Consider the following 12,098-nt stretch of genomic DNA (forward strand, 5'->3'; position numbering starts at 1 on the left):
AGTGTTGCCATGCGTCTGATCCCCATCGCCGCCGCGCTGTGCGTGGTCGCCGCTCCTGCCGCCGCGCAGCACCGCACGCCCGAAAGCGACGTCGCGCGGCGCATGGCCGACCCGGTGGTACAGGACGGTGCCGCCGCCGCGATCAGCGCGCTTGCCGGTATCGTGCTCGACACGCGCGTCGGCCCGCTCGCGCGCTGGACCGACCCGCGCGACGACATTCGTCCCAACGATACGCTGCGCGACTTGAAGCGGCGCGAGGACCCGAATTTTGAGCGGCACCTGCACAATGATGCCCGCCGCACGCTGGCGACCGCGGGTGCCGCGGCGGGCGATTTGGCGGCAATGATGGGCGAGTTGCGCCACACCGCCGACCGGCTGCAGGCCGCGGTCGCGCCGATCGCCGGGGCATATGGCGCGCCCGCTTACGACGATTACGACGACGGCTACTGACGCCGCCGCACCCGCCAGCCGATCGCGCTCGCCGCGCCGGCCAATGCCAGCACCGGCCAGCCGCCGTCGGTGACGAACAGATAGATGACGCTCCCCGCGGCGACTGCGCCGAGCAGCCCGGTCGCCCATGCAAGCGGCAGCACGCGCGCGCTGGTCACCGCGCCGATCGCCACTGAAGCCAGCGCGTTCGCTCCCAGCCAGATATAGGACGCCGCCGCCGACAGCGCGCCCGCGAACGGCAGCTTGACGGTTGCGAACCCGGTCATCGCATTGGGGAAGCTGTCCGCCGACAGATGCACGCCGATGCCCAGGGCAAGGCCAGGTAGCAGCCGCCGCCCCGCCGGGTGCAGCAGCACGATCAGCAGCGGAACGACGCTGTGCGTCAGTGCGCTGCGATGCCTGAGCGGCAGCAGGAAATCGAGGTCCGGCACCCCCAGCCCGACCACGAAACTCGCCAGGATCAGGGCCGCGACGTGCCCGCGCGGAATCGTTTCGTCCAAACCGCGCAATCCCCTTTCCGCGCCCACCGGCTTTCGCCATAGAATGAAGCCCATGTGGCAGCTTTATCAATTCCCCCTGTGCCCCTTCTCGCGCAAGGTCCGGCTGCTGCTGGCCGAAAAGGGCGTCGGCTACGAACCGGTGCGCGAATCGCCGTGGCTGCGTCGCGATGAGTTCATCGACATGAATCCCGCCGGCCAGACCCCGGTGATGGTCGAGGTCGGGCGCGGATCGGCGCCGCTGATCGATTCGATGGCGATCTGCGAATATTTCGAGGAAACCGTCGATAAGGCGGCGATGATCAACGGCACTGCCGCCAATCGCGCCGAAATCCGCCGGCTGGTCGCGTGGTTCGACACGCAATTCTTCCGCGACATCACGGCGCCTTTGCTCGAGGAGCGGATGGTCAAGCGCCTGGTCCACCGCATGACCCCCGATGCGGCGATGCTGCGCGAGGCGATGAAGGCCGCGGTCGGGCATCTCGACTATATCGATTACCTGCTCGATCACCGCACCTGGCTGGCCGGGGCGACGATGAGCCTTGCCGACCTCGCCGCGGCGGCGCAGATTTCGGTGGCCGACTATCTCGGCGGGATCGACTGGAAAAGCCACGAACAGGCCAAACGCTGGTACGTCGGCATGAAGAGCCGCCCGAGCTTCCGCCCGCTGCTGGCCGAGCGGATGGAGGTCATCAGCCCGCCCGCCGATTACGAGAAGCTGGACCTGTAGGCGTGCATTGGCGGAGAGTGGCCTCGTACTGCCTGCCGCTTTTGATCTCCGCTTGCGATTATCCTACGTTCAGTACTTCGAAGCGCGAGGCTATTGCGACGGAAGCGCGCATTCTGATGCGGCAATGGCCGACGAAAAACTACGTGATTGTACCGAACGGTCGGTTGCCGCCGACACTCGCCAGCCTCCATCCCGATGTGGTGATGGTGCGAACGGATGGAGTGGACATCGTCACGACCCCTTTCTTTGATGGCGGGTGGGGATATTATGTACCGAAGTCGAGAAATCCATCGTCCAGCAATCTCTTGCGGCACCGAAGCCTCGGTCACGGCGTTTATTGGTTCCAACCCCACTGACCAGCGGACGCATTCATGCTCGAACACATCCCCCATTGGCTCGGCAAGGCGCTGAAGGGTGTGCGCGCGGGTCAGGACAAGCTGGCGATCGTGCAGGAGGGTTTGGGCAGCTTCGCCGCGATCGACCTGCGGAGCCCGGCGTTCGGCAATGGCGCGCGGCTGCCCGAGCGGTTCACCGCGGACGGGGCCGGGGTGTCGCCGCCGCTGTTCTGGAGCGGGGTGCCGGCAGAAGCGACGCGCCTTGCGCTGTTGGTCGAGGATGCCGACGCGCCGACGCCAAGCCCGCTGGTCCATGCCATCGTCTGGGACATTCCCGCCGGCGACGGGCAGCTGGCGGAGGGCGCGATCGTCGCCGACGGCGCGGGCGATGCCGGCGGCGACGTCGGGCGCAATTCCTACCTGCGCGAGGGCTGGCTGCCGCCCGATCCGCCGACCGGCCACGGCGAGCATAATTACGCCTTCCAGCTGTTCGCGCTGACCGGCGATGCCGACCCCGGCGACACGCCGACCCGCGGCGACATCATCGCCGCGATGAAGGGCCGGGTGCTCGCCGCGGGGCTGCTGACCGGCACCTATTCGCGCGGCACCCCGGCGAGCGTGGGGCCGATCGGCGCGGCGGCGCGAGCGTAAGCGTCACCCGTTGACGATGTTCCCGCCATTCGGGTGCAGCACCTGTCCCGACATGTAGCTTGAGTCCTCACAGGCCAGGAACAGGAACGCCGGCGCGACTTCGCTCGGCTCGCCGGGGCGGCCCATCGGCGTATCCTGGCCGAACGTCTTCATCTTTTCGGGCGAGGCACCGCCCATCGGGTTGAGCGGCGTCCAGATCGGCCCCGGCGCGACCGCGTTCACGCGGATGCCGTCACCGATCAGGTTTTCGGACAGCGACCGCGTGAACGCGGTGATCGCCCCCTTGGTGCTCGAATAGTCGAGCAGTTCCTTCGACCCCTGGTACATCGTCACGCTGGTACAGTTGACGATCGCCGCGCCCTTGCCGAGGTGCGGCAGTGCGGCTTGTACCAGGAAGAACATGCCGAAGATATTGGTCTGGAAGGTGCGCTTCAGCTGCGCCTCGGTAATGTCGCGGATGTCCTTGTCGGGATGCTGTTCGCCGGCGTTGTTCACCAGGATGTCGAGCCGCCCGAACGCCTCGACGGTCTCGGCCACCACGCGCTCGCCGAACGCCTTGTCGCCGACGTCGCCGGCGATCGTGATCGCGCGCCGCCCCTCCGCCTCGACGATGCGCTTGGTCTCGGCAGCATCGTCATGCTCGCACAGATACACGATGGCGACGTCCGCGCCCTCGCGCGCATACAGCGCGGCGACCGCGCGCCCGATCCCACTGTCGCCGCCGGTGACGATCGCGACCTTGCCCTCCAGCCGCCCCGATCCGGGGTAGCGCGGCTGCCACTCGGGCTTGCGGTCGAGCGCGCTTTCATGGCCGGGCAGCGCGTCCTCGTGGATCATCGGCACCGTCTGCGTCTCGCCCATCGTCAATCTCCTTTTGCGCCCCAACGGGCTGGCGTGTACCCGGTTCCGAAGGGTGTCGGGCGAGATGCCTGATGCAAATCAATGTCTTGGGAGGACGCGATGGCCGCTGGCGAAACGACGCCGTACCCCGACGGCCTGGGCGACAGCCACGCCGCGCGTGCGGGCTGGTTGGGCCGCCACGCCAATCTGCTGTCGCTGGTGGTGCTCGGCACGCTGATGGCCCTGGCGCTCAGCGGTGTGCTCGCCGGCGGACGCAGCGCCCCGCGCGTCGCCGAGACGGCGGCTGCGACGGTCGCCGTCACCACGCCGACGACGCTGCGCAACGGCGAATTCTTCGAAATGCGGATCCGCGTGGCGGCCAAGGCGCCGATCGCGAAGCTCGGACTGGCGCTGCCGCCCGGGCTGTGGCGCGACATGACCGTCAACACCGTCATCCCGGCGGCGAGCGAGGAATCGTTCAAGGACGGCGCGTTCCGCTTCGACTATGGCGCGCTCGGCGCGGGCGAGGTGCTGGAGGTGAAGGTGGACGGCCAGATCAATCCGCCGCTGACCGTCGGGACGCAGGGCGACGTGACGCTCTATGACGGCGACCGCGCGATCGCCGCGGTGCCGCTGTCGATCCGGGTGCTGCCGTAATGGATATCGTGCTGCGCGCGACCGCGATGTTCGCGGTGGTCTTCCTGCTGCTGCGGCTGCTGGGGAAGCGCGAACTGGGCCAGATGACGCCGTTCGAGCTGGTGACGCTGGTGGTGATGGGCGACCTGATCCAGCAGGGGATCACCCACAATGATTTCAGCCTGACCGGCGCGACGCTGGCGATCTGCACCTTCGCCTTCTGGGCGGTGGTGCTGGGCTGGATCGCCTATCTGTTCCCCCGCTTCCGCAAGGCGCTGGAGGGGGAGCCGCGCATCATCGTGCGCGACGGGCGGTTGCTGGCCGAGAATCTGCGCCGCGACCGCATGACGCGGGACGAGGTGGAGGCGGAGATGCGGCTGGCGGGGATCGCGCACCTGGACGAGGTCGCCTGGGCGATCCTGGAAACCAACGGCAAGATCAGCTTCATCTGCCGCGATGCAGCCCGGCATACGCGGCAGTCGGACGATGGCGGGGCGGCCTCCTGAGGCGCGCCGCCCGCGGGCGGGATCAGGCGAAGACGCCCGGTCCCGTCGAAGCGGTCGCTGCGATCAGCAGCGCGGTGGTCGCAAACGATGCGAGCGTGATGACGAACGAGCGGATCATGACGATATTCCCTGTGTGATATGGTGAGCCTGGCTCAGGCGATCGGAACGACGGGGGCCGAAGCGACGATCAGGACGACGGTCATCAGGACCGAACCGACGAAGGCGACGGTGGCGCGCTGGGCGTAGTGGAGGTTGGCGAACATGGTGGTTACTCCCGGTTTCGTGTCGGCGTCCGGACTATCCGGCGTCGATGAAAAGGGAATTGCAGCTACCGTGCCAATTCGCGAAGTCGTTGAATTTGTTAGGTGCGACACATCGCGCTGGTGAAATGCGCCAACATTGCCGCCGGATGAACGCCAATTATCGGCGGATCATCCCACGCGGACGCGGTTGCGGCCTTCGCTCTTCGCCAGATAGAGGAGCGCGTCGGCGCGCTGGAACGCCTGTTTGGCGGTGTCGTCCGGCACGGCGGGGGCCAGCCCCGCGGATACGGTGACCGCGCCGAGCGGGGCGTCGTTCTCGCGCAGCTTGTACCTTTTGGCCTCGACCTGCGCGCGCGCCGCCTCCAGCGTGGCGCGCGCCTTGCCGGCGTCGATGCCGGTGAACAGCACGACGAATTCCTCGCCGCCGTAGCGTGCGACCATATGGTCGCCGCACGCCTCGGCCAGCGCGGTGCCGATCGCCTTCAGCACGCGGTCGCCGACGGCATGGCCGAACCGGTCGTTGACCGACTTGAAATGATCGACGTCGCACACCGCCAGCACCTGCGTCGTCTCGGCGGCGAGGTTGGCGGCGAACGCTTCCTCGAACGCGCGGCGGTTGGGCAGGTCGGTCAGGGGATCGCGGCGGGCGTTGTCGCGCGCTTCCTCCAGCTTGGTGCGCAATTCTGCCGCCTCGCGCGTCGCCAGGTCGAGCTGCACCTCGGTCGCATGGACCCGCGCGACCATCGCCGCGGTGATCCGTGCGATCGCCTCGACCGCGGGGGCGCCGCCCTGGCCGTCGTCCTGCGCGTTGCGAATGGCATCGGCGCTGGCCGCCAGGTCGCGGCCGAATCCGATCGTCTCGGCGCGCAGATGCTCGACGACGTCCTCGAACCCCTCGACCTGCATCTGGGTCTGCGCGACCAGCCCGTCGGCGCGAGCCTGTCCGTCGATCGAGCCGCGGTCCGTCGATACCTCCGCCCCCAGCGCCTCGATCTCCTTCAGCGTCAGGCGGACGCCGCCGTCGGTCAGCCGCGCGACCTCGCGCGCCAGCTGTCCGTCGGGATAGGCCATGATGGCGTGGGCGAAGGCATAGTTGGCAGGGTTGAACTCCAGCCGCTGGGCGACCAGAAAATCCCCGATCTTGTCGAACAGCGCCCGCGAATTACCGCGGGCGGGTTCGGCCCGTGCAACACCCGCGCCGGCCATAGCTATCCCGTCCCCATGCGGCGCTTGAACGAAGCGGCGCGCGCCGTGTCGCCTTCGCCGGCAGTCCTAGCGCCGCTTTCCTAACATTTGTTGACCGCGATCGCCCTGGATCAGGCCCCGCGCGCCTTCAGCGCCTGCACCTCGGCCAGCGTCTGTTTCACGTGGTCGACCGGCGACAGATTGGCGTGCACCGACGCAATGCGCCCGTTGCGCGCGATAACGTAGCTGGTGCGGTTGGTCGCCTTCACCTTGCCGCGGGGGGTGTCGATCTCCTGGCCGAGCGCCACATCGTATCCGGCGACCACCTTCGGCCCCGCGCTCGCCACGGTGAACTTGCCCGCGCATTTCTCGGCGGAGAAGTCCTTCAGCACTTCGACCGTGTTCGCCGACATGCCGAGCACGGTGGCGCCCGCGGCATCGAACTGCGGGATGGCGGCGGCGAATGCCTGCGCCTCGGCATTGCAGCCGCCGGTGTAGGCGGCGGGGAAGAAGTACAGCACCACCGGCCCGTTCTTCAGCAGGGTCGACAGTTTCACGTTCAGGACCGTGCCCGCCTTCGCGCCGCGGGTGGCGAAGTCGGGTGCCTTGGCGCCGGGCGCGAGCGCCGCGGTGGCGGGGGCGGCGAGCAGGGCGGCGGCGGCGATGGAAGCGAGGATGCGCATGGGACGAGCCTTTCGAGGGTGGTGGCGGTGAAACGGGTCAGCGGGTGAGGGCGATACCGAACCGGGCATGGCTGTCGCGCACGCGAAACGCATCGAGCGCCTCGCCATATCCGGTGAAGCCTTGCGCGAACAGGTACACGCCCAGATCGCCGAAGCGGCTGAGCGGATAGGAGGCGAACGCCTCCGCCGCGCCGCGCCCGGTGCCGGGGTTGCCGCGCGCGGTCACGGCCAGGCGGACGCCGTCGTCCTGCCCCACCGCCGCGTTCAGCGCGACATTGCCCCAATAGTCCTGCACGTCGCGCACCTGCCCGCGCCCGACATAGATCCACGCCTGCGGCGCGAACTCGGCATACCAGTTCGATCCCAGATCGAAGCGGCGCGCGGCGCGGACGAACACGCGGTTGACGTCGATCGAACGAAGGTCGCCGCCGCCGTTGGAATCATGCGCATAGCCGATTGCCAGTCGCGTCTGCGGCGCGACGCCGAATTCGGCGAACGCCTCGGGACTGTACGTCGTCACGCGGATCGGGCCCGACGACTGGTCGGTCGCCCAGAAGATCGTCTGCGTGTACGCGAAGCGGAAATGGGAGAGCGCCCCGTCGCCGCCGAACGGAGCCAGCGCGAAGCTGAACTGCAATTTCGTACCGGCATCGCCGACGCCGATCGCGCCATAGGTCGGCTGATAGGGCTGGAACCGGTCGAGGAAGCCCGAAGCGGTGCCGGTCGCCGACAGGGCGGCGGTCTCGCGCGGGGCGCGGGGATCGCCGGGCGGCGGAGGCAGCGGCGCCGGCTCGACCGAGGAGGGGGGCAGATCGGTGGTCGTCATCGGCCGCACGGGCGCGGCAACTGGCGCGGGTGCAGGCGAGGGCGGCAGCGGCTCGCCCGTCGGCGGCGCGACCGGGGCGACGGCGACCGGCGGCGGCCCGACCGACAGCACGCCCGCCGAGATATAGCGCACCCGCACGACCCCTTGCGCCGGCACCGATGCCGGCGGTCGCTCGAGCGGCACGATGGCGAGGCGGGCGCCGTCGAGCGCGATCACCTCGATCCGCGCCGGCAACGTCGCCACGACCGGCACCGCGCCGTCGTTGATGAGGAAGACGTCGACCCCCTGCCGCGCGGCGCTGGCCGATACCGGCTGGCCGGGCACCACGCGCAGCTGTGCCGCCGCCACCGGAGCGGCCAGCATCAGGGGAATCGCGAGGAGGGCACGCATCGCCGCAAAACCTAGCCGAGCGCCCCGCACCGCGCTAGGCGCTGTGCGATGCCGATCACATCCGCCGACGTCGCCCTTGCCCATGCCCTCGCCGACGCCGCGGGCGACGCCATCCGCCCGCTGTTCCGCGCCGACTACGGGCTGGAGATCAAGGACGATCAGTCGCCCGTCACCCAGGCCGATCGCGCGGCGGAAGCGGCGATGCGCCGGCTGCTCGCCGCCGAGGCCCCGCGCGACGGCATCATCGGCGAGGAAGAGGGCACGACCGAAGGCAGCAGCGGGCGACAATGGGTGCTCGATCCGATCGACGGCACCCGCGCGTTCATCGCCGGGCGCCCGATCTTCGGCACGCTGATCGCGCTGATGGACGGCGGCTTCCCGGTGCTCGGCATCATCGACCAGCCGATACTGAAGGAACGCTGGGTCGGCATGGCCGGGCGCACCACCGTGTTCAACGGTCTCCCGGCGAGCACCCGCCGCTGCCGCGCCCTGTCCGATGCTCTGCTGGCGACGACCAGCCCGGCGCTGTTCGCCGACGACGAACTCCACGCGTTCGAACATCTCGACGCGGCGGTGCGATCGACCGTGCTCGGCGGCGACTGCTACAATTACGCCTGCCTCGCGTCGGGTCACCTCGACATCGTCGTCGAGAGCCAGCTGAAGCTCCACGATTTCGCCGCGCTGGTCCCGGTGGTCGAGGGCGCGGGCGGGGTGATGTGCGACTGGTCGGGCGACCCCCTCCACGCCGGCAGCGCGGGCGACGTCATCGCCGCGGGCGATGCGGCGCGGGTGGAGGAGATTCTCGAGGCGCTGGCCTGCAGGGGGCACTGAGCGGGCGAGCTTCGGGGCCGCTGCGCGGACGAGGCGCGGAGGCGCAGAGGGCCTCGCGCACCGGGCTATCGTCCGGGAGACCTCCAAGCGCGGGTTGTGGGCACTCGGTTGCCGAGGAAGCCGACATCTTCGCGGCTTCGCGCCTTGCCCGCGCAGCGGGCCGAACACCTTTTTCTCTTGCAGCAGAATTAGGGATGGGGCCCGCTACGCGGGCAAGGCGCGAAGGCGCTAAGATGTCTCGTTCGGGGCCATCGCCCCGGCATGAGCCGCGCATTGTATGACAGGCTGCTGCGTAGTAGCCGGTCCGCATCACCCTCCGCGCCTCCGCGCCTCGCTCGCGCAGCGAGCCGAATCTCCTCGATCAGAAAATCCCGAGGAATTTCTTCCGCTGTTCCTTGCGCTCGCCCTTGCTGCGCGAGCCGTCCTCGGACTTCGCGGTCGTGCCGCGGCCCACGTCGTCGCGCGCCTCGCCCTTGGTCGTGCGTTGCGCGCGGGCCCCGGCGCCGGACAGCACCGGGCCGCAGTCGGTCGCCTTGGCGTCGCCCACGTCGACGAACGCCAGCACGCCCGCCAGCGGCGTCGCCACCAGCGCCAGCCCAAGTCCCGCGCCCGCGCGCCCGACCAGTTCGGGGCTGATGACGTCATATCCGGGCTGCGAGAAATAGCCGTTCACGCCCACCGGCGACTGGCCGGCGAACAGGCTGAAGCGCTTCGAATCGGCGCGGAAGGCGAGGTCGATCGTCTCGTTGCGGAACGAGAAGCCGCCGCGGCCCAGCATCACGTTCTTCTGCGTGTCGATCAGGATCGGGTCCGCCGCCGCTACCCCGCCCCGCACCGTGAAGCCGACCAGCCCGCAGTTGATCTGCACCGGCTCCTTCAGCCGCCCCTCGAACATCTTCTGCGCGAAGGTGCCGAGGTCGAGCTCGCTCAGCTGGATGTTCCGCGTCCAGAAGCTGCCCTTGGGCAGGATGAACGCGATGCGCCCGCGCGACGATGCCAGCGTGTCGTGGATGGTGTCGCCGCGGCCCTTCAGCTCGATGCGGCCCTTGACCGTGCCCGACGTCCCCGCCTCGTCCACGCCCCACCCGGCGAGCAGGCGCGAGAGCGGGGTCGGTGCGAGGCGGATGTCGTAGCTGGCCGCGGTCGGGCGCTGGCGGGTGTCGAAGATCAGGTCGGACGCGACATTGCCGCGCGCCATCGCAAAGGTGAGCGGCGACAGCGCGAGGCGCCCGCGGTCGAGGTCGAGCGTCAGGTCGACGTCGGAGATCGGCACGCTCTTCGACCGCACGGTTCGGATCGTCCAGCCGACCTTCGCGTCGAACCGCTGCATCGACGCGATCGGAAAGGCGGCGTCGGGCATCAGCCGCGCCGGTGCCGCCCCGGTCGCGGCGGCCGCCGCGGTCACGCCCTGCGCCGCGACGATATCTGGGTTGTAGCCGATGAAGGGCGCGGCATCGACGATGTCGAGCGCCTGCGTCGCGAGCGTCGCGGTCATCAGCAGCCGCGGCCCGCTGTTGTCCGCAGCGAATTTGCCAGAAAGGTCACTGTTGCCGAAACGTCCGCGCAAGCCCGTGAAGCTGTACACGTCGCCCGACTTCACCATGTTCGCCGACGCGCGGTAGTCGCGCGTGTCGGGCAGGACGACGCCGATGATGCCGAGCAGGCTCGCCAGATTGCTGCCGCGCGCGGTGGTGCGCAGCGGCACGTCCTCGATATCGGCCAGGCTCGGCAGCGTGCCATCGACGGTCACGACGTTCCCGGCCGCCCGCGCCGTCAGCGTCAGCTGGTTGCGCCCGCGCGCCGCGGTTTCGTTCGGCGACAGCAGCGCGCCGGTCATCGTGAAGGGCGTGTCGCGCGCCGTTCCGGTCCCCGTGAACCGCACCGCGTCGCCGATCCGCGTGCCCGCCGATCGCACCGTGTCGAACTTCAGGTCGGCGAGCAGCCGCAGCCGCGGATCCTTGTAGCGCAGCGTCGTGCCGGCCAGCGTCGCGCGGTCGATGATCGGGAACTGGACCGGCTCGCCCTTCTCCTCGCTGAACGTCCACGTGTTGATCCGCTTGGCGCCGTTCCACTCCAGGTCGATCGCGCCGTTCTGCAAATCCAGGAATCGCATCCGATAGCGCCCGAAGATCAGCGACAGCGGCGCGACGCGGGTGTGGATCGAATCGGCGGCGAACAGATTGGGCTTCGTCGCCCAGCCGGGGTTCGAGATCGTCATCTTCTGCGCGACGAATTTCAGGTCGAACGGATCGAAATACAGCTGAAAGTCGCCGCCGACCTTCACGTCGCGGTGGGTGGACGCGCCGACCAGGCTTTCGAACGTTCCGCGCAGGAACCGGCCCTTGGTGACGTACAATATGCCCCAGGCCAGCACCATCAGCCCGATGATCGAGACGACCACCGACAGCGCCGCGACCAGCGGCGTTCGGATCGGCAGCGGCGCGTGCTCCGCGGGTGCGGGCGTGGGGCCGGGGGCAGGGGCCGGGACGGTCGTATCGGTCATGGAACGGTCAACCGGCAACTCCCCCACTCGTTCCGCCCGTCCACTGGCTCGAACGGTTGCATTTCGCGGCGATGTGGCTTAGTGGCGCCCGCTTCCGCGATGTGTTGGATGAACGGCCTGGCCAGTGTGGGCTGCCAGGGCTGTTCGAATATCGCCCGATTCGAAAGGACGAAAAATGCCCAAGTTGAAGACCAAGAGTGGGGTGAAGAAGCGCTTCAAATTCACCGCCACCGGCAAGGTCAAGCACGGTGTCGCGGGCAAGCGCCACCGCCTGATCAGCCACAACGCGAAATACATCCGCCAGAACCGGGGCACCAGCGTGCTCTCCGACGCCGACGTTGGCCACGTGCGCCAGTGGGCGCCGTACGGCCTGCGATAAGGGAGCCCTGAGACATGGCAAGAGTGAAGCGCGGCGTAACCACCCGCCTGAAGCACAAGCGGATTCTCGATCAGGCGAAGGGCTATCGCGGCCGTCGCAAGAACACGATCCGCGTCGCCCGCCAGGCCGTCGAAAAGGCCGGCCAGTACGCATACCGCGACCGCAAGGTTAAGAAGCGCACGTTCCGCGGCCTGTGGATCCAGCGCATCAACGCCGGCGTCCGGGCCGAGGGTCTGACCTATTCGCAGTTCATGCACGGGCTGAAGCTCGCCGGCATCGAACTCGACCGGAAGGTCCTGGCCGACATCGCAATGCACGAAGAGGCCGCATTCAGCGCCATCATCGCGCAGGCGAAGGCGGCATTGCCCCAGGAGCGGGCAGCCTGAGCTTGCG

Annotated in this window: 14 protein-coding genes; 8 read left to right on the forward strand and 6 right to left on the reverse strand. The window is 68.9% G+C overall.

Annotated features, from left to right (window positions below; genetic code table 11):
• Window positions 1-9 precede the first annotated feature (9 nt).
• On the forward strand, window positions 10-450 hold the full coding sequence (locus M9980_RS13925; protein ID WP_250751965.1) for a hypothetical protein: 441 nt from the start codon (window positions 10-12) through the stop codon (window positions 448-450).
• Here M9980_RS13925 and M9980_RS13930 read toward each other — a convergent pair.
• Window positions 444-950, reverse strand: a complete 507-nt coding sequence (locus M9980_RS13930) for a hypothetical protein (protein WP_250751967.1) — start codon at window positions 948-950, stop codon at window positions 444-446. The two genes, M9980_RS13925 and M9980_RS13930, sit on opposite strands and share 7 nt — an antisense overlap.
• Window positions 951-1,002: 52 nt before the next feature.
• On the opposite strand from M9980_RS13930, the gene M9980_RS13935 reads away from it, so the two are divergent.
• Both M9980_RS13935 and M9980_RS13940 read left to right on the forward strand, forming a co-directional pair.
• The gene (locus M9980_RS13935) at window positions 1,003-1,677 is read left to right on the forward strand and encodes a glutathione S-transferase family protein (protein WP_250751969.1); all 675 of its coding nucleotides are present in this window, start codon (window positions 1,003-1,005) and stop codon (window positions 1,675-1,677) included.
• A 371-nt stretch (window positions 1,678-2,048) separates the two neighbouring features.
• Window positions 2,049-2,663, forward strand: coding sequence for a YbhB/YbcL family Raf kinase inhibitor-like protein (locus tag M9980_RS13940; RefSeq protein ID WP_250751972.1), 615 nt, complete (start codon window positions 2,049-2,051; stop codon window positions 2,661-2,663).
• Window positions 2,664-2,666: 3 nt separating this feature from the next.
• Here M9980_RS13940 and M9980_RS13945 read toward each other — a convergent pair whose 3' ends face one another.
• A complete protein-coding gene (locus M9980_RS13945; RefSeq protein ID WP_250751974.1) occupies window positions 2,667-3,524 on the reverse strand; it encodes an SDR family oxidoreductase in 858 nt (285 codons plus the stop codon).
• Window positions 3,525-3,623: 99 nt separating this feature from the next.
• On the opposite strand from M9980_RS13945, the gene M9980_RS13950 reads away from it, so the two are divergent.
• Window positions 3,624-4,160 (forward strand): hypothetical protein, encoded by a 537-nt coding sequence (locus M9980_RS13950; RefSeq protein WP_250751976.1) that lies wholly within the window; start codon window positions 3,624-3,626, stop codon window positions 4,158-4,160.
• Window positions 4,160-4,645: a DUF421 domain-containing protein gene (locus tag M9980_RS13955; RefSeq protein WP_250751978.1), complete on the forward strand. Its 486-nt coding sequence runs from the start codon at window positions 4,160-4,162 to the stop codon at window positions 4,643-4,645. Before M9980_RS13950 ends, M9980_RS13955 begins: the two co-directional genes overlap by 1 nt.
• Before the next feature lie 431 nt (window positions 4,646-5,076).
• Here the strand turns inward: M9980_RS13955 and M9980_RS13960 are convergent, their stop codons facing one another.
• From M9980_RS13960 to M9980_RS13970, 3 genes are all read right to left on the reverse strand, one after another.
• A complete protein-coding gene (locus tag M9980_RS13960; protein ID WP_250751980.1) occupies window positions 5,077-6,114 on the reverse strand; it encodes a GGDEF domain-containing protein in 1,038 nt (345 codons plus the stop codon).
• 110 nt (window positions 6,115-6,224) lie between these two features.
• Window positions 6,225-6,776: a peroxiredoxin gene (locus tag M9980_RS13965; protein ID WP_250751982.1), complete on the reverse strand. Its 552-nt coding sequence runs from the start codon at window positions 6,774-6,776 to the stop codon at window positions 6,225-6,227.
• A 37-nt stretch (window positions 6,777-6,813) separates the two neighbouring features.
• Window positions 6,814-7,992: a phospholipase A gene (locus M9980_RS13970; protein WP_250751984.1), complete on the reverse strand. Its 1,179-nt coding sequence runs from the start codon at window positions 7,990-7,992 to the stop codon at window positions 6,814-6,816.
• A gap of 48 nt (window positions 7,993-8,040) precedes the next feature.
• Between M9980_RS13970 and hisN the strand changes: the two genes are divergently transcribed.
• Entirely contained in the window at window positions 8,041-8,823 is a 783-nt protein-coding gene (hisN, locus tag M9980_RS13975; RefSeq protein ID WP_250751986.1) for a histidinol-phosphatase, read from the forward strand.
• Between the two features lie 361 nt (window positions 8,824-9,184).
• Here hisN and M9980_RS13980 read toward each other — a convergent pair whose 3' ends face one another.
• Window positions 9,185-11,326, reverse strand: coding sequence for an AsmA family protein (locus M9980_RS13980; protein WP_250751988.1), 2,142 nt, complete (start codon window positions 11,324-11,326; stop codon window positions 9,185-9,187).
• A gap of 175 nt (window positions 11,327-11,501) precedes the next feature.
• Between M9980_RS13980 and rpmI the strand changes: the two genes are divergently transcribed.
• Together rpmI and rplT are read left to right on the forward strand one after the other, a co-directional pair.
• The gene (gene rpmI, locus M9980_RS13985; protein WP_250751990.1) at window positions 11,502-11,705 is read left to right on the forward strand and encodes a 50S ribosomal protein L35; all 204 of its coding nucleotides are present in this window, start codon (window positions 11,502-11,504) and stop codon (window positions 11,703-11,705) included.
• Between the two features lie 14 nt (window positions 11,706-11,719).
• Window positions 11,720-12,091 (forward strand): 50S ribosomal protein L20, encoded by a 372-nt coding sequence (rplT, locus tag M9980_RS13990; RefSeq protein WP_250751992.1) that lies wholly within the window; start codon window positions 11,720-11,722, stop codon window positions 12,089-12,091.
• Window positions 12,092-12,098 lie beyond the last annotated feature (7 nt).

The sequence above is a fragment of the Sphingomonas donggukensis genome (genome assembly GCF_023674425.1).
In the GTDB taxonomy this organism is placed as follows: domain Bacteria; phylum Pseudomonadota; class Alphaproteobacteria; order Sphingomonadales; family Sphingomonadaceae; genus Sphingomonas; species Sphingomonas donggukensis.